The sequence below is a fragment of the Cupriavidus sp. 05T41 genome (assembly GCF_056396525.1).
The window spans coordinates 1-23,552 of sequence record NZ_JBFTLQ010000006.1 but is presented as its reverse complement, the minus strand read 5'-3'; the positions used below and the strand labels follow the sequence as shown (position 1 = coordinate 23,552).

The following is a 23,552-nucleotide window of genomic DNA, read 5'->3' as shown; positions in this document are numbered from 1 at the left end:
TCCTTGGCGTGCGCCCGGCCGCGGCGAGGCACCCTTCACTTGTTCACGCTGCGCAAGACTGTTTGTCCACCGTGTGCCTTCGCATCCGCAGCCCGGTCGCCTAAATTTACTACCTATCGGTACCGCCAATTTCGGCGGGGACAACCGAGCTAACCTTTTCGAGATCATCATCATGAGCAATCAACAGAAAGTCGTCGTTGTCACCGGTGCATCCCAAGGTATCGGCGCTGAAGTGGTCAAGGCATTCCGCGAGCAAGGCTATCTCGTGGTCGCCACTGCGCGTTCGATCAAGCCGACGAGCGACGAGGGCATCCTCGCAGTCGCCGGCGACATCAGCGACCCGGCGACCGCCAAGCGCGTGATCGCGGAAGGCGTGGCCCGCTTCGGCCGCATCGACTCGCTGGTCAACAATGCGGGCATCTTCCTGGCCAAGCCGTTCACCAGCTATACCGCCGAGGACTACGCAGCGGCACTCGGCGTCAACCTCAACGGCTTCTTCTTCATCACCCAGCTTGCCATCGCCGAGATGGAGAAGGTCGGCGGCGGCCACGTCGTGAGCATCACCACGAGCCTCGTGGACCACGCCATCAGCGGCGTGCCCTCGGTGCTGGCATCCCTGACCAAGGGTGGCCTGAACTCCGCCACCAAGTCGCTCGCCATCGAGTATGCAAAGACCGGCATCCGCGTGAACGCCGTATCCCCCGGCATCATCAAGACGCCCATGCACGCGCCGGAAACCCACGCGGCGCTGGGTAGCCTGCACCCCGTCGGACACATGGGTGAGACGGCAGACATCGTGCAGGCCATCCTGTACCTGGAGTCGGCCAAGTTTGTGACGGGCGAGATCCTCCACGTCGACGGCGGCCAAAGCGCCGGTCACTGATAGGACACGCGGGCGCCGCCTGGCGGCGCCCTGCCTTACCCCTGACTTGCCCACGAAACCGGGAGTACACAATGCCGATCGTTACGATCCAGGTAACGCGTGAAGGAACGAAGCCGGGCGCGCAAGCCGTGACCGCCGATGAGAAGGCGCTGCTGATCAAAGGCGTCAGCGAACTGCTGCGCGACGTCCTGAACAAGCCGCTCGACGCGACTTTCGTCGTCATCCAGGAAGTCGAAACCGAAAACTGGGGCTGGGGAGGGCTGCCGGTCGACGCCTATCGTCGCCAGCACGCAAAGCCATCCTCATAAAGCGCCACGCTTCGCTCTGCGCCGTGCCTCTGACCGCGTCACGAATCCGCATGGGCGGCAGGCGACGCTCAGGCAGCGACACGCAAGCCAGCGTCGGCGCCTGAAACGGGCCGGCGCGGCGAGCCCTCGTCGGCAAGCGCCGAAGGCCGGTCAGCATGGACGAACTGCGTGCAGAAATCGATAAACGTGCGCAGGCGCAGCGGCATCAGTTCGCGGTGCGCATAGAAGAGACAGAGCTCCTCGGTGGCATCCGGGCCAGAGCACCCCGGCAGCACGCGCTCAAGCCGCCCCGTGGCGACGTCCTCCGCGACCATCGCTTCGGGCAAGGTGGCGATGCCGGTGCCGCCCAGCGCGGCGAAGCGCAGGAACACGTCGTCGCCGTCCATGGAGGATCGCGGCAGCACGCTCACGCGCCGCCCGTCCTCCAGCAATTCGAGAAAACTCGTGTTCTTCTGCCTGGAACCGGGCTCCACCAGGAGAAAGTGACTCGCCAGGTCCGATGCCTGCCGCGGCACACCGTTCTGGCTCAGGTAGGCCGGCGCCGCCACCAAGACCCGCGACGTACTCCACAGTGTGCGCCTGATCACGGCCGGTTGATCCACCAGCCGCGCCGGCAGCACGGCTATGTCGAAATGGCCGTCGTACAGGTTCACCGGCCTGTCCTGCACGGAAATCATCAGGTTGACGTCAGGCGCGGTCGCCCGGTAGCCGGACAGGAGGCGCGCAAGCGTGCAGCCGGCAAACATCGGATGGATCACCAGCCGGATCCTGCCACTATCGACCTCGCGCTCCTGGCTGATGCGCCGGTTCGCCTCATCGAATTCCTCCAGCAGCCGCACGCAGCTGAGGTAGTAGGGCTGCGCGACGTCGGCCAGCTTCACCGACCGGGTCGTCCTGTGGAGCAACCTGGTCTGGATGCTGGCTTCGAGCTTCGCAATCGCCTTTGAAATCGTACCAGTCGTGACGCCAAGCGACTCCGCCGCCTTGCTGAAACTCTGATGCTGCGCGGCGGCAACGAATGCGCGCAGCATATACAGCTGATCCATGGTGACTCCAGACGAAATTGGTGCGCTGCCTGGCAGCAACGGAACAACAGAACAACAGAACAACGGGGGCATGGGAGCCGGAGCGGAAGACCGGACCCGAAGCAAGGCTCAGGGCACACACGGCATGGCCGTCTTGCTCGGATCGTCTTCTTTTTCGGATTGGCTTCGCAAGGACACCGTTTCTGTCGTGCGTGGAAACAAGCTTAGCCGTGTTTCCGGGTCACACGCGCGGTTTGTAGCGATAGGGGTATCGGGAAAACAGATACCCATCCCTGCGACCGGCCGCCCCGGCGCCGGCCCGCTCACACCTGCCAGTGTCGGGCGCGATCCGGCTCGGGCACACGGACAACGGGACTCCGCCCTCGGCAAGATGCGCCTTGCAGCGCATGGCGACGCCCCGGGCGAGCTGGCGCAACTCCGCAACGGCACCGGGAGAGTTGCTCGTCACAAGCCAGAATGCACCTCGCGCGTGCCGGTCCTCTGCCCGGGCCGGCACGCACTAAGCCGCGGCTGTCTTCATGCCGCCGCCTTCAGGGACTGGAACTCGCCCCGGGACACCTCGACGAAGGCCCGCATGGCGTTGGAGACATAGGCGTCGTGCCGGCGAATGAACAGGGTCTCGACATCCCTGTGCTCCGGGGCGACCTCGTGGAGCGCGACCAGCGCCTGGCGCGCCGCGCCCGCGACGACGCTCCTCGGCAGCAGGGTGATGCCAATGCCGGCCCCGACGCACGCGATGATGGCATCCAGCGACCCGAACTCCAGGGGCGTCGCTACCAGGATCCCCATCTCGGCGAGCAGTGCGTCGAGCCGCTGGCGGTACGAGCATCCCTGCCGGAAGACGATGGTCTTGAGGCTCGGGATGGCCGCCAGGGCGCCGAGCGAGGAAACGGTGCGCGCCGTCACGACGACCAGTTCCTCATGGAAGATCGCCTCACCGTGCAGATCGGGATGATCGAGCGGGCCGGCGATAAAGGCGCCGTCGAGCTTGCAGTCGGCGACATCGGTGGCCAGGCTGCAACTGGTGCCGGTCGTGAGCGACATCCGCACCTGCGGGTACATACGCGCGAAGCTGGTGAGAATGGGGGAAAGGCGCAGCGCCGCCGTCGTCTCGAGCGTCCCGAGCACCAGGTCCCCTCCCGGGGCGCCCTCGTCAGTCGCGGCCAGCCTCGCATCTGCGACGAGCCTGGCGATGCGCCCGGCATACGGGAGCATTCTTTGCCCCGCAGGAGTGAGGCTCACGCCGCGCACATGCCGGCTGAACAGCGGCACGCCAAGCTCCCGCTCCAGCGCCCTGATGCGTGCCGTCACGTTGGACTGGACGGTGTGCAGCTCGGCGGCCGCCTGGTTCATGCTGCCGAGGCGGGCGACGGCTTCGAATACCCTGAGATCGGTCACATCCATCTTCATACCTTTCCAATTCGGACGGCGGGCCGCCGCCTCATGAATCGCCGCTGCCAGGAAGGCCTGGCCACATCCGGGCTTGCCGACGCATGCGATCGATGGCGAAGGATAGTCCGCGGTCGCCTCGCACCAATTCAGGATGCACGCGCATCAAGTCTTCATCGCCGGGGGTGAGATAGTCAACCGATGTCGTGGAAAAACGGCGTTGCGCAAGCGGAATCAATACCGTGCCGCCTTGTTCCATGTTCCCTGTTCCTTGCGGTCTCGCGGGAACGCCGGGCACTGCTTGCGTCTTCGCGCGGGGCCACGCCGTCGGAGCCATTACATCATGTACTAACTGATGTTTCCCCGTGGTGGTTTATCGCGTGGCCAAAAGCCCCTACATTGCGATCCAGTACGGAAGCACCGGATACCGCGGCATGAGCTTGCCGGGCACGGTGCTCCGTTGCGCAAACGGTCAGCGGAGCAACTACCATGAGCAAATACGATTTTCCAGAGATAGACGGGGATCACCAGGCTATCCTGAAACTGCTGTACGTGTATCTTGACGCCATCTACGACGGCAATGCGACATGCCTTGGCTCGACCTTCCACCCCGCGGCCGCGGTGTTCGGCCATGTGAATGGCGAGGCCACCCACAGGACCGTGGCCGCCTACCTGGCCGCGGTAGCAGGACGAGCAAGCCCGGCCTCGCAAGGCGAGCCATACCGCATGTCGATCCTCTCCATCGACGTGCTCGGCGCCATGGCCAGCGCCAAGGTTCGCGTCAGGATGTTCGGATTCGACTACTACAACTTCCTTTCGCTGCTGAAGGTCGACGGCAACTGGCTGATCGCCAACAAGCTGTACACGCACCACGAAGAAGGTTGATGATCACGTACGCCATTTGCCACTCCGCACGAGTTCGCTGACCGCATCCGCGAACGCGTCGGGCGCCTCTTGCGGCAGATTGTGGCCAACCGCGGGAATCTGGCGGTGGATGCGCGGGCCCGTGAAGCGGGCCGCCGTTGCCTGACCGTCGGTCGCCGGCACGACGCCATCCGCCGTGCCGTCCAGCGTAATGGCCGGCACGGAGATCGGCGGTGTCGCCGCGAGCTTTTTCTCCGCTTCGTCGTATAGCGGATAGCCAGGAGCAAGACCGAGCCGGTGCCGGTAGGAGTGGATCACGACCTCGACGTAGTCCGGATTGTCGAAAGCCCGGGCCGCCCGCTGGAACGTGGCTTCGTCGAAGTGCCATGTCGGCGAGTTGTTCTTCCACAGGATGCGGGCGATATCGCGACGGTTCGCCTCGAGACCCGCGCGCCCGCGTTCGGTCTGGAAGTAATACTGGTACCAGAGCCCCCGTTCGACCTGCGCGGGCAATGGCACGGCCGCCTTGGCGATATCCTGGATAAGATAGCTGTTGACCGAAACCAGCCCGACGCAGCGCGACGGCCGCAGCGCCGCCGCGACACAGGCAGCACGGCCACCCCAGTCGTAACCCGCGAGCACCGCTTCCGGAATGTGCAGCGCGTCCATCAGGGCGATTACGTCCTGGCCGATGGCGGCTTGCTGGCCCGCGCGCGGCGTGGCGGGGTCCAGGAAGCGCGTCGTGCCATGGCCCCGCAGATGGGGGACGATCACGCGATAGCCGCGCGCCGCCAGCATCGGCGCCACCTCCACGTAGCTGTGGATGTCATACGGGAAGCCATGAAGCAGGACCACGGGGCGGCCGCCTGCGGGGCCTGCCTCGTGATAGCCGATATCAAGCCACTCCGTGCGCACCTGGCGAACGGGCAGGCTGCGCAGGGAAGCGCCCCGCGCGGCGGCGGGTGCGGCCAGCGCCGGCTTGCCGGCAAGCAGCGTGGCGCCCGCGACGCCGGCAGCGCCCGACAGCAAGAACTGCCGGCGGGACAAGATATTCTTCGACACGATGTGTGATTCCTCAGGGTTGGATGGCGAGCGAACGACTCAGTCCGCTTCAATGCTGGCGATGAGATCGCTGCCGAGCCAGCCGGCGAGCAGCGCGCCAGCCCTGGCGATGCCTTCGCTGTCGCCGAGGCGCTCGACCAGGTGGGTGCAGAGCGCGGCAAAGCTGCCGCTGGCCTGCAAGCTGATCAGTGCGTCGCGCTCTATGGCATCGACCTGGCGCAGGTAGCAAGTGAATTGCCGACGCCAGACGATCAGCCCTGCTGGCGCCGCCAGCATCTCGCCCTCGGGCGGCGACTCGCCCTCGCTCAGCGCGGTCCAGATCCGCTCCGCGTTGGTCGTGGCGACGCGGACCGCGAGGGACGGCGCAAGACGCAGATGCGCGGTGTCCCAGTCGACATCCGCCATGGACGCCATCGCCAGCGGCGCCGCGTCGCGTGAGACAAAGGCCTGGGACAAGGCATGCTCGATCCATGCGAGTTCATGGAGATCGGGGTTGTCCGGATACTGTGCGGCCAGCGTCTGGCCAAAGCCGTCGGCATAGGCGTCGAGCGTCCAGGCGTGCGGGGGATGAAGGTCGATATGGGCGATGGCAGCGGCCAGGAACAAATCCTCTCCCATCCATTCATGCACCAGCGGGAACGACGATTCGAGGCAGCCCACGAGCTGGGCGCGGTAGTTGTTCTGGTAGACGGCCACACCCGCCTCGCCGCCGGGTTCCAGCCGGCGTGCCGCATCGGGCGATGCCGTCACCAGCCACGCGCGGAAATCGCGCTGCAGTTCGGCCAGGTTCATGCGGCCTCCCGCGCGATGGCACTTGTCTCGCCGGCGCCGATGGCGCGTGCGAACGCTAGTTCGCCCAGCAATTCGGAGAGCGGCGGAATGTCGTCGTCCCGCTCGATCATGGTCGCGACGGGCCCGAGACGCGACATTGCCCTGGCGTAGAGTTGCCATACCGGCTCGCACACGGGGCTGTCATGGGTATCGATCAGCATGTCGCGGCCCTGGCTGTGCCCGGCAAGGTGAACCTGGCGCACGCGCCCGGCGGGAATGCCGTCGAGGAAGGCGTGGGCATCGAATCCATGATTCGACGCGCTGACAAAGACATTGTTGACGTCCAGCAGCAGATCGCAGCCGGTCCGCTTGCACATGGCAGCGAGGAATTCCCACTCGGTCATGGCAGCGCCCTGGAAGGCAAGGTAGCTGGACGGATTCTCGAACAACATGGCGCGACCGAGCACGTCCTGCGCCATGCCGATGTTGGCGCAGACGATGTCCAGTGCTTCCTCCGTGTAAGGAACCGGCAGCAAGTCATGCGAATTGAAGCGGCCGATGCGCGACCAGCTCAGGTGATCGGATACGTAGAGCGGCTCGATCTCGTCGACCAGTGCCTTCAGGCGCAGGAGATAGTCGCGGTCAAGCCCGTCCGCGGAGCCGACAGACATGGAGACGCCGTGCATCGCGACGTGATATCGCGCGCGTATCTCGCGCAGGATATGCCGGGGCTGGCCCCCGGCGACCATGAAGTTCTCGGAGATGACCTCGACGAAATCGACCGGGACATCCGTTTCGAGGAATTCACGGTAGTGTTCCTTGCGCAGGCCGAGGCCATAGCCTGGGAAGGTCGGACTTGGAGCGAGCATGGCGCGTACTCAGATGACGTGGGTAAGACGCGGCCGGCCCGGCGGGCACATCCCGTACCGGGCCGGCCGGGCGATCACTTCGGCTCGGTCAGCGTGCCGCCTGCCTTGAGGCATTCCGACTTGGGCTTCACCAGGACGCCCTTGCCCTTGCAATCGTTCAGGCCCTTGCAATCGTTCTTGGCCGTCGCGCACAGGCTGGTTCCCTTGCAGGTATTGACCCCGTAGCAGCGGCCGGGCTCCTCCTTGCCGGCGGCATGCGCCGGGCTGGCGATCGAGAAGGACGCGAGCGCGACCAGCGCTGCGGCGGTGGCGATGCTGGCACAGGATTTCTTGGTGATGTTCATGGTGTTTCTCCGGGGTTGGGGTAGGAAAAAGGTTTTGGTCGGGATGGAAATGCGGAGGGGCGCTGCGTGCCGCCCGCTCGCTTACTTGACGTCGCGCGCAGCTTCCTCGATCACCTGCGCGACAGCCTCGGGCTGCGAGATGTAGACAGCATGGCTAGCCTTGATCTCGGTCACCTTCGCGCCGGCGCGCTTGTACATCCAGCGCTGGAGGTCCGGGTTCAGCGCGCGGTCTTCCGTGGCCACGATGCCGTAGCTGGGCTTGTCGTGCCATGCTGCCGTCCATGCGCCGGCGGCAAAGGCCGCGGTCGTCACCGGCACTTGCGAGGCGGCCATGAAATCGGTCCGGTTCGACGTCAGGTCGCCGGCGAAATCGGTGCCGAACCTGGCGGGATCGAAGAACAGGTGCCCATCGCGGGTCGGGCGGACACTGGCGCTCGCTGCCGGCATGGATGCCGCGAGCTGGGCCACGCTTTCGCCGACGTCCGGTTCCAGGGCGGCGACATAGACCAGGGCCTTCACCTTCGAGCGCGCGCCGGCGATCGTGATGACCGAGCCGCCGTAGCTGTGGCCGACCAGCACGACGGGCCCCTCCTGCTCGTCGACGATATCGCGCGTGGCAGCGACGTCTTCACTGAGCGTGGTGTGGGGAAGCTGCACCACACTGACCTTGTAGCCCTTGTGGATCAGGATGTCGTGGACCACGCGCCAGCCCGATCCATCGACGAAGGCGCCGTGGACGAGGACGATGTTTTTCGCACCCTGAGGCGCGGGCGGCGTCGCCGCCGGGGCGAGCGACGGGATTGCCGCGGCCAGGGCGATGGCGAGTGTCGGGATGAATCGCATTGAAGTTCTCCAGCAGGCCAGGCCTGCCTTTTTTTACGTGAATGAACAATGGGTATTGGAACGGGCAGTGACGCTAGGCCGCACGCGCGCGGGAGAGCGGGCGAGCGCGTCGCAAGACGTGGTCGAGCGACCAGGCGCCCCCGCCCTGCGCGATCAGCGGCAGGAGCAAGCCCGCCCAGCTGAGGTGCGTCGGCCATGCGTCGGGGTAGACGAAGATCTCGATGACCGCCGTCATGCCCAGCAGCGCGGCGGCCGCCGTTCGCGTGAGCAAACCCAGGACCAGCAGGATCGGGAACAGGTGTTCAGACCATGTTGCCAGCTGCGCGGCCAGCTCGGGCGGCACCAGTGGCAACGCATATTCCGATGCGAACAGGCTGTAGGTCGTCGCCTTGATCGCCAGGAAGCCGTCCACCTTGGTTCGCCCCGAGAGGAAGAAGACCGAAGCGATGCCGGCTCGTGCAAGCAGCAGCAGCAAGGCTGGCGGAAGCAGACGCTGCAGCGCGGCGCCCACTGTCCCGCTTGCCGCCGGGGCGCTCTGACCCACCGGTGATGCCATTCTTTGGCCAGCGCGCGAAATCATTTTGTCGCCTTCAGCGAACCGTGACCCTTGGGCGTCTTGATCTGCGTGCAGCTACCCTTGTCCACCAGGGTCCAGGCATCGCCCTGGTAGTCGACCTTGGACGTTCCCGCGCAGCTGGTACCCGCACCGGCGGCGCAATCGTTCTTGCCGGCGAGTGACACGCCATAACACTTCTCCGTGGCCTTGGCCGGCTCCGCGGCATGGGCGACACCCGCGAGGGCGTTGAGTGAAATGGCGAGGGTGGCCGCAAGGACGGCGTGTGTGCTTTTCATGGTGATCTCCTTGGCAAAGGCGTTTGGTGGCATGGGACTACCGCTTCGACGGCGCCGGCCACTTTAGTCGGTTCCGTTTCAATCGCGTCCGATGCATTATTGAAGGTCTTCCGGATTTAGTCAACCCGATTAGATCGGATACGATGTATATATAATGTGTCCAGATACAGTCAGATACAGAGCGACACAAACAAACCACCGATGAAACCCAAGACCAAACCCGCGCGCAGCAATCCCAGGCTGGCAGACTTCCTCTGCTTCGCCATCTATTCGGCCAATCTCGCCTTCGGCAAAGCCTACAAGCCCATTCTTCAGGCACTCGGACTTACCTATACGCAATACATCGTCATCATTGCCTTGTGGGAAGAGGACCACCAGACCGTCAGCGGGCTTGGCGAGAAGCTCTTCCTGGAATCCAACACATTGACACCGATCCTGAAGAAGCTCGAAGCCATGGGCTACATCCGCCGGCAACGCGATGCCGCCGATGAGCGCCAGGTTGTGCTGAGCCTGACCGATTCAGGCCGACGCTTGCGCGAGACAGGCTTGAGCATGGACCTCGTGGAGGCTTGCGGCCTCGCGCCCGACGAATTCCGGAATATCCAGAAGGCGGTCACGACGCTGCGCGACAATCTCATCAGCGCCACGCCGGACAAGGGCTAGCAAGCGCCCGTCAGCCACTGGCGCCCATCTGCCGCCGATGGTTCGCGACCGGAGTCCTGTCGCGAACCACGGCGTCTCATCCTCCCGTGCGTTCCATGGACAGGTCGCATTCGCCAGAAGCGAGTATTTGCGATGACGCCCGTCACTGAACTGCGGTCAGGTCCAGGTGGAATCACGCATCAGCGATACGTCTCGTGCGCCGGAAAGCGGGGGACGATGTGCGTAGCGAGCTCATCCATCACGTCGGCGGCGGGCCGGCTTCCGTACTTGAGGTTGAGCAGGACATGGTTCACGCCGGCGAACTCGAGGAACTCCAGGTGGCGCAGCAGCGCCTTTCGTCCCAGCTTGTGCCCGCCATGGATCGGCACCGGCGCAAGATCGGGGTCCGCATCCAGATCGATGTGGTAAGGCTGGGAAAAGGGCTTGAATGCCGCCGGATCGATTTCCGCCACCGTGTCATGCCAGTTCTTCACCAGCTGGGCCTGCAGATCGAGCCTGCGGGGATAGGTAATCCAGCCATCTCCATGCTCGGCGATCCATTCGATGCTTTGCTGGCTGTGACCGGTGACAATCAGCGGGACCCGGCGCGCTACCGGCTTGGGAATGACATCCGCGCCGCCGAGGTAGCCATAGCCACTATCCAGGGCCGGATACGCGCTGCCCCACACCGTGTCGAGGTATCCGGAATGCGCAGGATTCGCGAATCGCTCGAAGGTATAGGGAAGCTCTTCGAAAGCGGCCCTTTCCAGCCACGTCCCCGCCGGGAGCTCATCGGCCCAGTGAGGGATATCGCCCTGCTGCTCGATCGGTTGCTGAGAGAACTGTGCTGCTTGCATGATGGACTCCGGTTTGGGCGCGGCTCATGGGCGGCAAGTGCCTGTCACGCCGACGAGGCTGCGCGCCTCGGTACCGGAATTCTTGTCTTTTCCCGCGGAAAGATAATCCGCCCCGACCGCAATTCAGTTGTTCCATCGCGGTAACCGGGACATTGGATCCACCGCTGCCGGTGGCAGGAAGTGCTGCGTGGCGGACCATTGACTGGTGCGGCGCAAGGCGCCAGCCGGTGCTGGAGGCGCGCGGTTCGAGGCGCAGTGCCGGCCTGTCGTCGCCGGACAATATGCCTACCGGCGATCGTCGGCTTGCTGCCAGGCACGGGCACGGAGCTTCGCGTCGAAACCGGGATGCTGCCTGTCTATCGGCAAATCGCCCCGCGAAGTGCAACGCGGGGCCCGATGCTCGCCAGGCGCCGGCAGTGCATTGTCAGGCGTTGGAGACCCGCAGCTTGAAAGACCGGCCCCATTGGTTGATGCCGGCACACGCAACCAATAGCAAGCCGGTCACGTAGAACACCGCATGCAATCCGACATGCGCGCCGATCTGTCCGCCGATCAATGGCCCCACTACCTGCCCGGTGAACTGGGCGGATTGCAGATAGCCCAGCATCTTCCCGGATTCCCGTTCGTCGACCGATTGCCGCACCAACTTGGCAATCGCAGGAAGCAAGCCGGCCAGCGTCATTCCCATCAAGCCGCGCAAGATAGCCAGTTGCCACCATTGCGTCACGAAGGCCTGCGGCACCATGACCAGTCCCGTTGCCAGAAGACAGCCGATGATGACGTTCCAGCCACCGATGCGATCGGCAAGCGCACCAAGCCGCGCGGCGGTCAGCATGCTGCCTAACGCGGAGGACGCCATGACAATGCCGGCCACGCGCGCGAGATGGTCGGTGGGCACGCCAAGGCTGCCGATATACACCGTGATGATCGGCTCGATGGACATATTGGCGAGAAGCACCATCATTGCGGTCAGCAGCAGAGTGACAGTGACAGAGCGGTTCGGCGCCGGTGAGAGCCCCGCCGACGCCGAGGGCTTCTTCACATCGGACTCGCGGCGAAAATCTTCTTTCACCAGCAGGATGACCAGGAGAGCCGTCACCGCGATCATTGCGCCGCCGACGAAGAACGTGCCACGGATGCCAACCCAGTCCGGCAGGAAGCCACCCACGAGCGGACCGATCAGATTGCCCGCAAGCGCACCCGTAGAGAGGATGCCGAGCGCCCAGCCGGCACGCTCGCGCGGCGCCTGGGTGCCGATCATGACAATCGAGGCCGATGCGAAGCCACCGATCAGGCCCGCGACCAGGCGCAGCAAGACGAGCACGAAGACGCTGTGGGCGAGCCCGATCAGCGACATCACGATCGCCATGCCGATCGCTGCGCGCACCAGCATCGGCTTGCGCCCGTAGCGGTCGGCGAGACGCCCCCAGAGCGGCGCGGTGATCGCGGTACCGAAAAAGGTCGCGCCGAAGGCCACTCCCGACCACTGCACGACGGCAGAAGGCGATACGACGCCGAGCTGCTGCACATATAGCGGAAGGAAAGGCAGCAGCATGCTCAGGCTCACCAGCGTGGTGAAGGAGCCGAATACGCAGATGGCGAGATTGCGCCGCCAGTACGGCGCATTGCGCTCTGAGTAGCTGGTGCTGGCGAGCGGTCTCGCCGCCGATGTGGGTGGGTTTTCCGGGGGATTCATATTGTCATCGCCGTTCTGAAGATTGACTTGGAGTCACTTTCGGTGTTGCAACACGCGCTACGCCGCGGACGCGTCGCTCATTTCACGCGCGAGCCGTTTGGCCAGTTCGCACGCGGGCAACGAAGTTGCAAGCGACCCACATTGCCTGACCCATTGCACTGCCGGATGCATCACGGCCGCCCTCTGAGAGGAAAGTGAATAGTCATAGCATAGTATCTCTCAAAGAGAATACAAAGCAAATTACATTCGTTTTTCACGATATATGGCGAGCGCGCCGCCCGGGTGATATTCCGTTCCGTGCCGCGCAGCCGGCGTCACCCGCGCGACCTCGGCACTTGGGCGGAGTACGGCCGGACGTCATCGTCCGGATTCGGCAAACGGGGGAACCGGGCGTGGCGCCGCTCCGGCGCGAGGCCTGCCGCCAGGACATGTCGGGACAAGTTGGGAGGATTGGCGCCAGGAGTGCGTTCCGCGCCCGGCAATCAGGGGCGGGGGCCCGGGGCGGGGATGGGCGCTATTGCGGGAGCCTGTGCGGCTTGCCGGCGGGATGGAAGAGGGAATCGGTCGGGCCGTGCCCCCTGGCTGGCGTGCCGGGGAACGATGCGCGGCAAGGCGGCCGCCTTGCCGCGCACATGTCCCGACGGAATGGCGCGTCCGCATCTTGTCGGCGGACCGCCTCGATGCCAGTACCGATCAGGGCGCTAGGCGCACTCCAGGGCCGCCTCGGCCGGCACGCCGAAGTCGGCGGGCGCGAGCCACGTGCCCAACAGCCGGCCGAATGCGTTGAGCAGTACATCGGAGGTCAATCCGGCGCTGCCCGCCAGGGCCGGACAGTTGATCCACGTCGTGCCGTCCTTGTCGAACACCCGCAGGATCCTCACCAGGTCCGCCGGCTGCAGTGGCAGGTCCTGGCCGGCCGCGTGCTCCAGCCCGAAGGCGTGCAGGTAGTCCTCGGCATGGCGATAGCCGAGGCAGACCACCAGCTTGGGCCGCCAGCGCGCGCATGCCTGCTGCAGGAAGCGGAAGCGCCCGCCCTGCCGGCACAAGTTCAGGTAGCGGTCCTTGGGCACCAGTTCCGACTGGCCGCGGAACACCTTGGACCACGGCGTCAGGCCGTCGAGTTGCGCCGGCAACGGGAACAGGTTCAGCTTGAACTCGCTGCCGCCGGGCGCGTACAGGCGGTCCCGGTAATAGTGCTTCCAGTCATCGTCGCCCAGCCGCTCGCCCAGCGCCTGCGCGCGGGCGGCCGCCATGATGCGCGCGATGCGCTGATGATGCAGCCAGCGCTCCATGTCATCCCGGTGCCGCAGGCGGAACGCCGCATCCCATGCGGGAGGCTCGGTGCGTGGCCGCAGCGGCCGCACCAGCGGCTCGGACCATGGATGCGGGCTGCGATCGCAGATCCAGACGGACGCGCGCGGGTTACCGCCCTCCATGCCGACGAAGGATGAAAAATAGTTGTCCAGCTCTTGGCTCGTGAATACCCCTGGGTACTGCATCCATGCCCCTCACCGTTGAGATTTTGGACCCCATTTACCCGTGCCAAAACGTGCCGCGCAGATGCCTCCCGGCTCTCGCGTACCGCCATGGTCATTTCCCGAATGCAGCGCGTGCCAGTGCATGCCGCGCGGCGGGCTCGAACCCGCTCTGCACGGCACTCCTCGCGCCCGGCGTACCTTCGGCGAGTTCTGTCTTCTCCGGACGGCTTGATCCTTGATCGCTATGGGTGCTGGACACCGCCAAGGACGTGAATGTACTTTCCTGATACCGATTTAATACCAACTACATACGACCGGCATATACGCCTGACATATACGCCTGACACATGAGACTGACATATACGACCGACATATATGACGGCGCCCTACCCCTCCTTGCGAGTTATTGCCTTTTGCGCCCGGCCGGGTCGCGGCCATGCGAATCGCATATCCGGTCGCGACAGCCCTGGAAGCCACAACCATGCGGCGATTCGCGCAAACTATAACCCAAGACATTTTTAATACATATATTGTAGTTTTAATTTCTGACATAAAAATCTCTGAGAAATAGACGAATTTCAGAAGTTCACAGGTTCTTGTCCCCCCTGATGGGGGAATCTGTTTTCATCCCATCCGCGGACTGCCATGGCCCGGCGCGAGCCTGGTGATCCACATCCGCCGTTCCCCCGGACCAAAGGCGCGCCGGCTGCCGTGAGCCGTTCAACGGCCTGGATCCGGTGTCGCCCGGGGCGGAGGATGCTTTCGAATCGATTACAGATTTGTCATTCAGGGCTATCTCGCCAGCGACTATCATCCGGGCATGCAGGCGCCGTTTGCACGCCTGCCGGCATTGGCTAGACGAGGACGAGCATGAGACTTCTGGTGGTGGAGGACGAGCCCAAGACCGGCGAATACCTGCGCAAGGGACTCACCGAGTCTGCCTTCGTGGTCGACCTGGCCGTGACCGGCACCGACGGCCTGCACCAGGCCCTGGAAGTCAGCTACGACCTGGTCATCCTGGACGTGATGCTGCCGGGCATGAACGGCTGGGAAGTGCTCAAGCAGCTACGCGAGCGCAAGGACACGCCGGTGCTGTTCCTGACGGCGCGCGACGAGGTGGAGGATCGCGTGCGCGGCCTGGAGCTCGGCGGCGACGATTATCTCGCCAAGCCCTTCGCCTTCGTCGAGTTGCTGGCGCGCGTGCGCACGCTGCTGCGGCGCGGCCCGGTGCGCGAGGCTGACCGCATCGAGATCGAAGACCTCGAGATCGACCTGATCCGCCACCGCGTCACGCGTGCCGGACAGCGCATCGAACTCACCCCGCGCGAGTTCTCCCTGCTGCATTTCCTCGCACGCCGGCACAGCGAGGTGCTCAGCCGCACCCAGATCGCTTCCCATGTCTGGGATATGAACTTCGACAGCGATACCAACGTGGTGGATGTGGCCGTGCGCCGCCTGCGCGCCAAGATGGACGACGATTTCCAGCCCAAGCTGATCCATACCGTGCGCGGCATGGGCTATGTGCTGGAGCGCCGGCAGTCCTGATGCGCAGGCTTTCGCTCACCTCCCGCCTGGCGCTCGCCTTTGGCCTGGTCGCCGCGCTCGTGTTCGGCGGCGTTGGCGCCTACCTCTATCGCGCGCTGGCCACGCAAGTGATCGAGCGCGACGACGCGGAGTTGCTGCGCAAGGCGGCGCGCGTGCGCAATGAACTGGCGGAGCGAAGCACCCAGGCCGCTGCCGAGTGGAAGGAGGTCGGCAGCGTGGTGTCCGGCAACGACGAATTCACACTGCTCGTGCACGGCGCCGACGGCAGGGTGCTGGTGGCCGCCAATACCGGGACGGACGCACCGCCCGCCTTGGCGCCGCTTGCTCCCGATGCGCCGATCGGCCCCGGGTCGATACGCAGCTGGACCACGCAGCAAGGCTATCCCGCGCACGGCGTGAGAGCACTCGTACGGCCGGGCGCGGATGCGGGTGCTGGTACCGGAACCGCCGCAGCACAGCCAGCGCTGACCTTCACGCTCTACCAGACCGCCATTGCACGCAGCACGATGCTGTACGCCTACCGCGCCAAGCTGCTGCTGGCCGGTCTGCTCGGCACGCTGGCGGTGGCCGCGCTTGGCTATCTGGCGCTGCGCACCGGCATGGCGCCGCTGCGGCGCATCGCTGCCGGCGCCTCGTCGGTCACGGTGCGGCGGCTGGAGTTGCCGGTAGACCCGGCCCAGTTGCCGCCCGAACTGGAGGAACTGGCCACGGCCCTGCAGCAGATGATGGACCGGCTGCGCGACGGCTTCGAGCGGCTTTCCCAGTTCTCCGCCGATCTTGCGCATGACTTCCGCACGCCCATCGGCAACCTGCTGGGACAGAGCCAGGTCGCACTGGCGAGCGAACGCAGCGCCGACGAATACCAGGCCCTGCTGGCGTCCAATATCGAAGAGTACGAGCGGCTGGCCCGCATGATCGAGAACATGCTGTTTCTCGCGCGGGCGGAGAACGCCCGCGTGGCCGTCAAGCCCGCGCGGCTGGACCTGGCGCGCGAGCTTGGCGCGCTGTCCGATTACTTCGAAGGACTGGCCGAGGCGCGCGGCGTGGCGATCGCGGTGGATGGCAGTGGCGCGGTGCAGGCAGATCCTCTGCTGCTGCGGCGCGCTGTCAGCAACCTGGTGGCCAATGCCATCCGCTACACACCCCCCGGGCAGACGGTGGTGATGACGGCGCGCTCGGGGCCGGCAGGCGGCAGCATTGAAGTACGCAACCCCGGCGCCGGCATCACGCCAGAACACCTGCCCAGGCTATTCGACCGCTTCTTCCGTGGCGATCCGGCCCGCGCCAACTCGGGAGAGTCGGCAGGCATCGGTCTGGCCATCGTGAAGTCCATCATGGACTTGCATCACGGGCGCGTCGAGGTGGAGTCCAAAGTCGGGGGGACAACGGCATTCAGGCTGTTCTTCCCGGCAGGCACGGCGGATTCCGCATCGGCTCAACACCGTACCTGAGGCGATCGAACCATGATCCGCCTTCGTGGCGACGATGCTTTATCGCATCGATCGATTCAGGGTTGGCGCACTGGACGCATGGCTTGCATATGCGGAATCAGCCTGCCGCGGGAATGTGGCAGCGTCCGCTTGCTCCGCAATACGGAACGCCGAAACCGCATGCCGCAACGTGGCCGCCTGTTCTTCGAGCGAATGTGCCGCCGCGGAAGCCTCCTCCACCAGCGCCGCATTCTGCTGCGTGACCTGGTCCATCTGTGTCACCGCCCGATTGACCTGTTCGATGCCGCTGCGCTGCTCCTCCGATGCCGCGGCAATCTCACCCATGATGTCAGTGACGCGACGGATCGATTGCGTGATCTCCGTCATGGTCGAGCCAGCTCGTGTGACAAGTTCGGATCCGCTCCGGACGCGCTCGACGGAAGTGCCGATCAGGGTGCGGATTTCCTTGGCGGCGGTCGCCGAACGCCGGGCAAGGCTGCGCACTTCCTCTGCTACGACGGCAAAGCCGCGGCCCTGTTCCCCGGCCCTCGCCGCCTCGACCGCAGCGTTGAGCGCGAGAATGTTGGTCTGGAAGGCGATGCTTTCGATTACACCGATAATGTCGGCGATCTGACCCGAGCTCTCGGCAATCTGTGCCATGGTGCTGACCACCGCACCTACTGCCTCGCCGCCCTGGTTCGCGATCTCTGACGCATTGTTTGCCAGCCCGCTCGCCTGGCGAGCGCTCTGCGCATTGTGCTGGACGGTGGTGGTCAGTTCTTCCATGCTCGCGGCCGTCTCCTCGAGCGAGGCGGCCTGCTGCTCGGTACGCGAGGACAAATCGGCATTGCCCGCGGCAATTTCGGCGGTCGCAGTAGCTACCGAGTCCACCGACTCACGAATCTGCGCCACCGTGCCGGCGAGCTTGCCCTGCATGCGTTGCATGGCGTAGAGCAAGCTGGAGGTGTCGTTCCCGCGAAGCGCTACGTGGCGGGTGAAGTCACCAGCCGCAATGCTGCTCGTTATCGAGGCGGCATAGGCCGGCTCTCCGCCCAGCTCACGGTGAACGCTACGCAATAGCCAACCGGCAAGCAAGGTCGCGGCGCCCCCCAGGAAGACCAGCAGCACGATGGAGTGAAGAAGCTCCTCGCGAAAAGTCGCCTCGATATCGTCTATGTAGGCGCCTGTAGTGACAGTCCACTTCCATGCATTGAACGGCTTTACGTAGCTGAGCTTACGCACCGGCTCGCTTGCTCCCGGCTTGGCCCACATATAGCTCACGAAGCCGCCGCCCTGGTCGCGGGCAACCTTGGCAATCTCGACGTAGATGGCCTTGCCGGTCGGGTCCTTTAGCCCGCTCATGTCCTGGCCCTCGTTCTCCGGCTTGAACGGATGCATGATCGACCGACCGGAAAAGTCCGTAATCGAAACATAGCCATCCACACCGAAGCGGATTGGCCTAAGCCTCTCCTTCGCCTGCTTCCGGGCTTCCTCCATCGACATGCTACCGCTCGCGGCCTGTTTCTCGATTGCCACGAGAATGCTGGCCGCGGCTTCAGCAATGCTCTGCATTTCGCGCTGACGACCGGCAAACTGCTCCGCGCGAGTGACTGATGCCTCGTAAGTAACGATGCCAATCATCGCCAGCCATATCAGCCCGAAAGGGATCCAGAGCCGTTGATTGAGGGTGAGTTTTCGATTTTCGTTCATGGTTGCTTCTTGAAATACGGTATCGGCAATTCGGACCGTCTCTCGACCTTTGGCCGGGAGACGATGCTGTTAAATTCACGGCCAGACGTCCCGCAGGAATCCGCATGGCGGGCGTCTCCTTCCCGACACAGCCGATATATGCGCGATCCGATTCATGCCCGATATATGCCGCAACCTGCTGGCTACGGTATTTAGCGGCGACTTCCCCCGTGGTTCGGCATTCGAGTTTCGCTTGCCGCCGCCGCTTGTAGAGGATCTCGATATACCTTCGAATGGAAGCAGTGGCCGGGTGCGCGTTGCGTACCGGTGGTGGTGCACCGCTTCACTTCTGCAAACTGCCCCGGATGCTCTCCATCGGCGCGTTTGGAAGCCGCCCGTCGGAAGCTTGTTGCCGCGGGGAAAAAGACAGCAGAAGATCGGGGCGGCCGTGTCTGTATGGGATATCGACGCAAGCCGAAACGAATTTCCCCCAACCTTAGTAGGACTAGACATGTCGCGCAGCAGCGGCTATGAGCCAGTCGCCGGGCGCCGTCCCAGGCCGGGAGGCCATGTGAGCGAGAAACCCCAATGGCCGACAAGCGACAAACTATGGCCAGCTTCTGGCCTATCTTCAACGCCCCGGGCTACGGGCCTTCTCTATAGTTGAAAAACCCGCCGCGCCCTGTCGCCGATGCGGCGGGCGGGAAGGCCAGTCGGATTCCTGCATGTTCAGGTTGCCCGCGGCGAGGGCGAAGGACAGAGAAATGACGCATCCCCACCTGGTCCCGGCGCAAGAACCTTCCGGGCCCCTGCAGGACATGATGAGGCCGGGGCTTTCGGGCGTGTTCTGCGGATTGAATCCCGGGTTGCAGGCAGCGATGACCGGCTTTCACTTTGCCGGCCACGGGAACCGCTTCTGGCAGGCGATCCATCTCGCAGGGTTCACCGACCGCGAGCTCAGGCCCGCGGATTGTCATCTGTTGCTTTCGTATGGATACGGTCTGGCAACCGCGGTGAGCCGCCCAACAGCCAGTGCGAGCGAACTCTCGCACGAGGAGTATGTCGGTGGTTCGCCGCAGCTGGCAGCGAAGCTCGAACGCTTCAGTCCGGCCTATATCGCATTCCTGGGTAAGGCCGCCTATGCGGCCATGACCGGGCAGCGGGTGGTCAGTTGGGGGCCACAGCGGCAGCCAATAAGCAGTTCGAAGGTATGGGTATTGCCGAACCCAAGCGGCCGAAACCGTGGCTTCAGTCTCGCCGACCTGGTTGACGCCTACGGCGAGTTCCGCCTCGCCGCGGAGAGTTAGGCCGGCGATGAGGATTTCCTTGCGGTGTCCGGCAAACAGCGGCAGTTCAAGATGAACAGGAGGTAGTGCAAGATGGTATGGACGACCGAGCAGATGCTTGAGCGCGCAGCAACGCATCTCAAGGATGGAGAATTTGTCTACCTGGGCCCCGGTTTGCCGGCGGCGGTAGCAAGTCGGGTTCCGACGGATACCGAAGTCTGGTTGCATGTTCATGACGGCGTGCCAGGCATGATGTCGTATCCGACGGACGATTTCATGGATGCGGGCTTCATCGCTGGCAGTCGGCAACGGCACGGCGATGCCCGGCAGAGGGAGGTATATCACTCCACCGATTCATTCGCCGAAATGACCAGCCCGTCCATGGACATGGCGATCATCGACGCAAGCGGCAAGCATGGAGATGGTGTTGCGATTGCCCGCTGGGCGATCGGCAGCGGGGCCAAGCGGGTTGTACTCCTGCTTGGATCGGCTCGCGGGATCAAGGACATGGCCGGTTCCCTGATGGACGGCGAGAACGATGGTGTCCCCTACAGAATCATCTCCGACTCGGTTGTCATCGATGTCACCGGCGAAGGCGTGACATTCGTCGAAGCCATGGCCGGCGCAACGCGTGCTGACATCGAGACACTGACCTCGCTTCGATTTGCATGACATTCGTACCACCCCGTCACGGAAGGCCTGAGCATCCACGCCGATCGGGCCGATGTGCCTGGCTTACTTCCGTGGTTCATGGTGGCCAGAAACTAGAATAATTTGGCCCCAAACAGCCTTGCGCGGGAGGAACTCCGCTCTGCATCCGAACTTATACTCCCCAAATCGCTACGTCGCTGCGATTCCGTGGTACGGCCATTTACTGAGGAGAATCGATGCAGGCTTTACAACCACCCGCCAAGCACGCAATTGAGAAACGTGAGATGTCGGTGAAGCATCTTCCGGTGAATCTCTTTGCCTCGGTCATGGGTATTTCCGGGCTTTCGCTTGCCTGGCGACTGGCCGCCAATCAGTATGGCGTCAGCCCGATCATCTCTGGTGTGATCGGACTCTTGGCGGTGATCGCGTTTCTGATTCTGGCAGTCTCGTACGCGGTGAAGATCGCAAAGTATCCGGATGCCGTGATGCATGAGTTTCGGCATCCAATTGCCGGAAACTTCTTCGGTACGGTGCCTATCGCGGTCTTGCTGATCTCTTCGATCATCGGCCAGGCCAGTCAGGCAACGGCGGAAGTCGTCTGGACCATTGGCGCCATCGGCACCATCGCCCTCGCGTTCACTATTGTCAGCCGGCTTTTCCGCGGAAAGATCGATTCCGGGCATGCACTGCCGGCGTGGCTGATCCCCGGCGTCGCGACGCTCGATATCGCCGTGGCGGGGGGAACGATGTCCATGCCGTGGGCGCACGAGTTCAATATCTTCTCCCTGGCCGTCGGGACCATTCTTGCTCTTGTGTTCTTCACCATGATTGTGTCCCGGCTGATTCATCATGAGAAGTTGGCGAGCGGCATGATTCCCTCGCTCATGATCCTCATCGCTCCGTTCGAAGTGGGGTTCCTGGCCTACACGAATTTCACGCAAAGAGTTGATGTGTTCGCGGCGGTCCTGTTCTATTTCGGATTGTTCCTTTTCTTTACCTTGGTCTTCAAGGTGTTCCGTCGGAGCATTCCGTTTGCCGCGGGCTGGTGGGGCGTCAGCTTTCCGGTTGCGGCATTGACGAGCGCCGCATTGAAATACGCGGACACGGTTCGTGTCTGGCCGATTACCGTGCTGGCGATTCTTCTGCTCGCGTTCTTGTCCGTGGTGATCGTCGTGCTCTTCGTGCGGACCATGCGGATTGTGTTCAGCGGTGACTTGCTATCCGGCGGATGATCCGGCTATGGCAGACGAGGTTCAGGAAGCGGGGCCGCGCAATTCAGCGTTTAGCGATAGCAACTTCGCGCGATGACGTGATCCGAATATCGTCCCGACGCAGCTTGCCCGGCAGCGGATGCTTGTTGTGGCTGCTTTGGTCCGCAATATCGCCTGACCCACCCTCGTTCTCCTGGAAGCGCTGGCGATACTGCTTGGGTGTGATGTCGAGGCGTCGCGAAAAGATCATCCGCATGTGCGTGGAGCTATGGAATCCACTCCTGAACGCAATCGTCTTGAGAGGCACATCCGTCTGCTCGAGCAACTTCCTGGCGAAGTCGACGCGTACCTGCTCGACAAAGACAGAAGGGGCAACCTTGGCGTGCTTCGCAAAGGTGCGGCTGAACGTGCGCCGGCTCACGCCTACCGCGTCCGCCAATTCCTCGATCGAGAAGGCATCTGCGATATGGTCGTTGACGTACCGCAGCGCCTTGCTGACGATGGAGTCTTCCTCCGGGCCGACAGCGAGGTATGGACTGTACTGAGATTGTCCGCCGTCCCGGCGAATATAGACAATCAGGCGCTTCGCAACCTTCACCGCGAGCGCGTGACCCAGGTCTTCGGCGACCAATGCGAGGCACAGGTCGATGCCGGCGGTGACGCCACCACACGTGAACAAGCTGCCGTCACGGACAAAGATCTTGTCTGGCCGCACGAAGGCACGCGGAAAATGCTCCTGGAGTCGCTTGGTCTCGGACCAATGCGTAGTGACTTCCCGTCCATCAAGGAGCCCGGCGTGCGCAAGCAGAAATACGCCGTTGCAAACCGCTCCGAACCGCTGCGTGGTCAGCGCTTTATCGTGAAGCCACGACAGGAAATCCGGGTCGGGACGCATCTCCGGAGCACGCGGCCCCCCTGCCACCAACAGGAGATCGCAATCGTCGGAATAGTTGCGATAGTCCACCGGCACACTAATTTCCATGCCGTTCGAACAGGTGACGCTATCGGGGCGCACGCCCACCAATGAAATCTCGTACCGCTTATGGGGTGGCAATAGTGCGTTGGCCTCCGCGAATACATCCATCGGGCCAGCAATGTCTAGCGCTTGTACTCCATCAAACACGACAACAGCGAGTTTCATCAATGGATCTGTTCGTTCACTTCTATACCGGCGTAACGGCTACGCCATCCTGGGCGCTGCTGTAAGGGTTGTTCGAACAAAGTCAACCAACCGGTGGCTTTGCCAAGTGCACTATGGAATGCATGGCCGCCGACGCGCTCGAATCTATGCAAGTTTGCTCAGAATATCAGATGTTCGTCCGACGGCGTGCCCCCTGGGGCCGTGACTGGACCGGATTAATTGTCATTGAAAAGCGTATTTACATACAAGCAGGCCCACGTCGATCTGGACACCGGAATCCCGGCAGTCAACGGGGTCGTATGACCGCTCCGTTCATTCTCGCCATTCCGGTCGGAGCCTGCAGCCGCCGACGCACAGTTACAGGTAGATGAGGCTGAACAGATGCGATTGCAATACGGCTTCGCTCAGGAAGACGGGCAAACGCTCCTACCGGTCGCCTATGAACAAGGCCCGGTGACTCGCGAGGGCAGTACGTCCGCCCCTCCGATCGACAAGGCCGGCGCCTACAGATGCAAGCTGATCTGCCTGGCAAAGGCGCGTATCACTTCTTCATTCCGAGAGAGGAGGATCCACTGCCCCACCCGGGTCTGAACAAGAAGGCCGGCCTCGACCAACGTTGCGACATGCGCCGATACGGTCGACTGCGACAGGCCACTACGCGCGTGAATCACAGTCGACGGCACGCCATGACCAAG

At 63.6% G+C, this 23,552-nt stretch carries 25 protein-coding genes; 9 read left to right on the top strand and 16 right to left on the bottom strand.

All coding sequences use genetic code 11. The features are described 5' to 3' along the window. Nucleotides 1-172 precede the first annotated feature (172 nt). Both AC1DKV_RS05285 and AC1DKV_RS05280 read left to right on the top strand, forming a co-directional pair. A complete protein-coding gene (locus tag AC1DKV_RS05285; protein ID WP_441613851.1) occupies nucleotides 173-883 on the top strand; it encodes an SDR family NAD(P)-dependent oxidoreductase in 711 nt (236 codons plus the stop codon). 71 nt (nucleotides 884-954) lie between these two features. Next, entirely contained in the window at nucleotides 955-1,191 is a 237-nt protein-coding gene (locus AC1DKV_RS05280; RefSeq protein WP_441613850.1) for a tautomerase family protein, read from the top strand. Nucleotides 1,192-1,259: 68 nt separating this feature from the next. Here the strand turns inward: AC1DKV_RS05280 and AC1DKV_RS05275 are convergent, their stop codons facing one another. The 3 genes from AC1DKV_RS05275 to AC1DKV_RS05265 all read right to left on the bottom strand — a co-directional run bounded on the left by AC1DKV_RS05275 (nucleotide 1,260) and on the right by AC1DKV_RS05265 (nucleotide 3,885). Next, nucleotides 1,260-2,222 (bottom strand): LysR family transcriptional regulator, encoded by a 963-nt coding sequence (locus AC1DKV_RS05275; RefSeq protein WP_441649759.1) that lies wholly within the window; start codon nucleotides 2,220-2,222, stop codon nucleotides 1,260-1,262. A 531-nt stretch (nucleotides 2,223-2,753) separates the two neighbouring features. Continuing rightward, entirely contained in the window at nucleotides 2,754-3,641 is an 888-nt protein-coding gene (locus AC1DKV_RS05270; RefSeq protein WP_441649810.1) for a LysR family transcriptional regulator, read from the bottom strand. Nucleotides 3,642-3,678: 37 nt separating this feature from the next. Then, complete coding sequence (locus tag AC1DKV_RS05265) at nucleotides 3,679-3,885, bottom strand: hypothetical protein (RefSeq protein WP_441649758.1); 207 nt, start codon at nucleotides 3,883-3,885, stop codon at nucleotides 3,679-3,681. Nucleotides 3,886-4,115: 230 nt separating this feature from the next. Here AC1DKV_RS05265 and AC1DKV_RS05260 point away from each other — a divergent pair, with 230 nt between their 5' ends. Continuing rightward, nucleotides 4,116-4,511, top strand: a complete 396-nt coding sequence (locus AC1DKV_RS05260) for a nuclear transport factor 2 family protein (RefSeq protein ID WP_441613847.1) — start codon at nucleotides 4,116-4,118, stop codon at nucleotides 4,509-4,511. 3 nt (nucleotides 4,512-4,514) lie between these two features. Here the strand turns inward: AC1DKV_RS05260 and AC1DKV_RS05255 are convergent, their stop codons facing one another. From AC1DKV_RS05255 to AC1DKV_RS05225, 7 genes are all read right to left on the bottom strand, one after another. Next, nucleotides 4,515-5,540, bottom strand: a complete 1,026-nt coding sequence (locus AC1DKV_RS05255; protein WP_441649809.1) for an alpha/beta fold hydrolase — start codon at nucleotides 5,538-5,540, stop codon at nucleotides 4,515-4,517. 51 nt (nucleotides 5,541-5,591) lie between these two features. Then, nucleotides 5,592-6,344: an HvfC/BufC family peptide modification chaperone gene (locus AC1DKV_RS05250; RefSeq protein WP_441649757.1), complete on the bottom strand. Its 753-nt coding sequence runs from the start codon at nucleotides 6,342-6,344 to the stop codon at nucleotides 5,592-5,594. Further along, entirely contained in the window at nucleotides 6,341-7,192 is an 852-nt protein-coding gene (gene bufB, locus AC1DKV_RS05245) for an MNIO family bufferin maturase (protein ID WP_441649756.1), read from the bottom strand. Before bufB ends, AC1DKV_RS05250 begins: the two co-directional genes overlap by 4 nt. Nucleotides 7,193-7,266: 74 nt before the next feature. Beyond that, nucleotides 7,267-7,536, bottom strand: a complete 270-nt coding sequence (gene bufA2, locus AC1DKV_RS05240) for a BufA2 family periplasmic bufferin-type metallophore (protein ID WP_441613844.1) — start codon at nucleotides 7,534-7,536, stop codon at nucleotides 7,267-7,269. 81 nt (nucleotides 7,537-7,617) lie between these two features. Further along, nucleotides 7,618-8,379, bottom strand: a complete 762-nt coding sequence (locus tag AC1DKV_RS05235) for an alpha/beta hydrolase (RefSeq protein ID WP_441613843.1) — start codon at nucleotides 8,377-8,379, stop codon at nucleotides 7,618-7,620. 73 nt (nucleotides 8,380-8,452) lie between these two features. Further along, nucleotides 8,453-8,935 carry a DoxX family protein gene (locus tag AC1DKV_RS05230; RefSeq protein ID WP_441613842.1) on the bottom strand — a complete coding sequence of 161 codons (483 nt, stop codon included), beginning with the start codon at nucleotides 8,933-8,935 and terminating at the stop codon, nucleotides 8,453-8,455. A 20-nt stretch (nucleotides 8,936-8,955) separates the two neighbouring features. Beyond that, on the bottom strand, nucleotides 8,956-9,231 hold the full coding sequence (locus AC1DKV_RS05225) for a BufA1 family periplasmic bufferin-type metallophore (protein ID WP_441613841.1): 276 nt from the start codon (nucleotides 9,229-9,231) through the stop codon (nucleotides 8,956-8,958). A gap of 201 nt (nucleotides 9,232-9,432) precedes the next feature. Between AC1DKV_RS05225 and AC1DKV_RS05220 the strand changes: the two genes are divergently transcribed. Continuing rightward, complete coding sequence (locus AC1DKV_RS05220) at nucleotides 9,433-9,894, top strand: MarR family winged helix-turn-helix transcriptional regulator (protein ID WP_441649755.1); 462 nt, start codon at nucleotides 9,433-9,435, stop codon at nucleotides 9,892-9,894. A gap of 179 nt (nucleotides 9,895-10,073) precedes the next feature. On the opposite strand, the gene AC1DKV_RS05215 is transcribed toward AC1DKV_RS05220, so the two are convergent. The 3 genes from AC1DKV_RS05215 to AC1DKV_RS05205 form a co-directional block, all read right to left on the bottom strand. Next, complete coding sequence (locus tag AC1DKV_RS05215; RefSeq protein ID WP_441649754.1) at nucleotides 10,074-10,730, bottom strand: LLM class oxidoreductase; 657 nt, start codon at nucleotides 10,728-10,730, stop codon at nucleotides 10,074-10,076. Between the two features lie 424 nt (nucleotides 10,731-11,154). Next, a complete protein-coding gene (locus tag AC1DKV_RS05210; RefSeq protein ID WP_441649753.1) occupies nucleotides 11,155-12,426 on the bottom strand; it encodes an MFS transporter in 1,272 nt (423 codons plus the stop codon). A 701-nt stretch (nucleotides 12,427-13,127) separates the two neighbouring features. Next, nucleotides 13,128-13,925 (bottom strand): transcriptional regulator, encoded by a 798-nt coding sequence (locus AC1DKV_RS05205; protein ID WP_441649752.1) that lies wholly within the window; start codon nucleotides 13,923-13,925, stop codon nucleotides 13,128-13,130. An 849-nt stretch (nucleotides 13,926-14,774) separates the two neighbouring features. Here AC1DKV_RS05205 and AC1DKV_RS05200 point away from each other — a divergent pair. Next, on the top strand, nucleotides 14,775-15,449 hold the full coding sequence (locus tag AC1DKV_RS05200; protein WP_441613835.1) for a heavy metal response regulator transcription factor: 675 nt from the start codon (nucleotides 14,775-14,777) through the stop codon (nucleotides 15,447-15,449). Further along, nucleotides 15,449-16,900, top strand: a complete 1,452-nt coding sequence (locus tag AC1DKV_RS05195; protein WP_441649751.1) for a heavy metal sensor histidine kinase — start codon at nucleotides 15,449-15,451, stop codon at nucleotides 16,898-16,900. The genes AC1DKV_RS05200 and AC1DKV_RS05195 overlap by 1 nt, the downstream gene beginning before the upstream one ends. A 39-nt stretch (nucleotides 16,901-16,939) precedes the next feature. On the opposite strand, the gene AC1DKV_RS05190 is transcribed toward AC1DKV_RS05195, so the two are convergent. Next, nucleotides 16,940-18,589 carry a methyl-accepting chemotaxis protein gene (locus AC1DKV_RS05190; RefSeq protein WP_441649750.1) on the bottom strand — a complete coding sequence of 550 codons (1,650 nt, stop codon included), beginning with the start codon at nucleotides 18,587-18,589 and terminating at the stop codon, nucleotides 16,940-16,942. Nucleotides 18,590-19,332: 743 nt separating this feature from the next. Between AC1DKV_RS05190 and mug the strand changes: the two genes are divergently transcribed. From mug to AC1DKV_RS05175, 3 genes are all read left to right on the top strand, one after another. Then, complete coding sequence (gene mug, locus AC1DKV_RS05185) at nucleotides 19,333-19,875, top strand: G/U mismatch-specific DNA glycosylase (RefSeq protein WP_441613832.1); 543 nt, start codon at nucleotides 19,333-19,335, stop codon at nucleotides 19,873-19,875. A 72-nt stretch (nucleotides 19,876-19,947) separates the two neighbouring features. Next, nucleotides 19,948-20,526, top strand: coding sequence for a hypothetical protein (locus AC1DKV_RS05180; RefSeq protein WP_441649749.1), 579 nt, complete (start codon nucleotides 19,948-19,950; stop codon nucleotides 20,524-20,526). A gap of 215 nt (nucleotides 20,527-20,741) precedes the next feature. Beyond that, complete coding sequence (locus tag AC1DKV_RS05175; RefSeq protein WP_441649748.1) at nucleotides 20,742-21,737, top strand: SLAC1 anion channel family protein; 996 nt, start codon at nucleotides 20,742-20,744, stop codon at nucleotides 21,735-21,737. A 43-nt stretch (nucleotides 21,738-21,780) separates the two neighbouring features. On the opposite strand, the gene AC1DKV_RS05170 is transcribed toward AC1DKV_RS05175, so the two are convergent. Both AC1DKV_RS05170 and AC1DKV_RS05165 read right to left on the bottom strand, forming a co-directional pair. Then, entirely contained in the window at nucleotides 21,781-22,857 is a 1,077-nt protein-coding gene (locus AC1DKV_RS05170) for a GlxA family transcriptional regulator (protein WP_441613829.1), read from the bottom strand. Between the two features lie 503 nt (nucleotides 22,858-23,360). Further along, the coding region (locus AC1DKV_RS05165; protein WP_477137504.1) for an ArsR/SmtB family transcription factor at nucleotides 23,361-23,552 on the bottom strand (192 nt) is incomplete at its 5' end.

Bases quoted from the DNA above. Each gene is read 5' to 3' on its own strand.
- AC1DKV_RS05180 (WP_441649749.1), top strand. From the start codon at position 19,948: ATGGTATGGACGACCGAGCAGATGCTTGAGCGCGCAGCAACGCATCTC.
- AC1DKV_RS05190 (WP_441649750.1), bottom strand. From the start codon at position 18,589: ATGAACGAAAATCGAAAACTCACCCTCAATCAACGGCTCTGGATCCCT.
- bufA2 (WP_441613844.1), bottom strand. From the start codon at position 7,536: ATGAACATCACCAAGAAATCCTGTGCCAGCATCGCCACCGCCGCAGCG.
- AC1DKV_RS05210 (WP_441649753.1), bottom strand. From the start codon at position 12,426: ATGAATCCCCCGGAAAACCCACCCACATCGGCGGCGAGACCGCTCGCC.
- AC1DKV_RS05175 (WP_441649748.1), top strand. From the start codon at position 20,742: ATGCAGGCTTTACAACCACCCGCCAAGCACGCAATTGAGAAACGTGAG.
- AC1DKV_RS05215 (WP_441649754.1), bottom strand. From the start codon at position 10,730: ATGCAAGCAGCACAGTTCTCTCAGCAACCGATCGAGCAGCAGGGCGAT.
- AC1DKV_RS05170 (WP_441613829.1), bottom strand. From the start codon at position 22,857: ATGAAACTCGCTGTTGTCGTGTTTGATGGAGTACAAGCGCTAGACATT.
- AC1DKV_RS05235 (WP_441613843.1), bottom strand. From the start codon at position 8,379: ATGCGATTCATCCCGACACTCGCCATCGCCCTGGCCGCGGCAATCCCG.
- AC1DKV_RS05250 (WP_441649757.1), bottom strand. From the start codon at position 6,344: ATGAACCTGGCCGAACTGCAGCGCGATTTCCGCGCGTGGCTGGTGACG.
- AC1DKV_RS05230 (WP_441613842.1), bottom strand. From the start codon at position 8,935: ATGGCATCACCGGTGGGTCAGAGCGCCCCGGCGGCAAGCGGGACAGTG.
- mug (WP_441613832.1), top strand. From the start codon at position 19,333: ATGACGCATCCCCACCTGGTCCCGGCGCAAGAACCTTCCGGGCCCCTG.
- AC1DKV_RS05225 (WP_441613841.1), bottom strand. From the start codon at position 9,231: ATGAAAAGCACACACGCCGTCCTTGCGGCCACCCTCGCCATTTCACTC.
- AC1DKV_RS05265 (WP_441649758.1), bottom strand. From the start codon at position 3,885: ATGGAACAAGGCGGCACGGTATTGATTCCGCTTGCGCAACGCCGTTTT.
- AC1DKV_RS05285 (WP_441613851.1), top strand. From the start codon at position 173: ATGAGCAATCAACAGAAAGTCGTCGTTGTCACCGGTGCATCCCAAGGT.
- AC1DKV_RS05205 (WP_441649752.1), bottom strand. From the start codon at position 13,925: ATGCAGTACCCAGGGGTATTCACGAGCCAAGAGCTGGACAACTATTTT.
- AC1DKV_RS05200 (WP_441613835.1), top strand. From the start codon at position 14,775: ATGAGACTTCTGGTGGTGGAGGACGAGCCCAAGACCGGCGAATACCTG.
- bufB (WP_441649756.1), bottom strand. From the start codon at position 7,192: ATGCTCGCTCCAAGTCCGACCTTCCCAGGCTATGGCCTCGGCCTGCGC.
- AC1DKV_RS05260 (WP_441613847.1), top strand. From the start codon at position 4,116: ATGAGCAAATACGATTTTCCAGAGATAGACGGGGATCACCAGGCTATC.
- AC1DKV_RS05280 (WP_441613850.1), top strand. From the start codon at position 955: ATGCCGATCGTTACGATCCAGGTAACGCGTGAAGGAACGAAGCCGGGC.
- AC1DKV_RS05220 (WP_441649755.1), top strand. From the start codon at position 9,433: ATGAAACCCAAGACCAAACCCGCGCGCAGCAATCCCAGGCTGGCAGAC.
- AC1DKV_RS05275 (WP_441649759.1), bottom strand. From the start codon at position 2,222: ATGCTGCGCGCATTCGTTGCCGCCGCGCAGCATCAGAGTTTCAGCAAG.
- AC1DKV_RS05270 (WP_441649810.1), bottom strand. From the start codon at position 3,641: ATGGATGTGACCGATCTCAGGGTATTCGAAGCCGTCGCCCGCCTCGGC.
- AC1DKV_RS05195 (WP_441649751.1), top strand. From the start codon at position 15,449: ATGCGCAGGCTTTCGCTCACCTCCCGCCTGGCGCTCGCCTTTGGCCTG.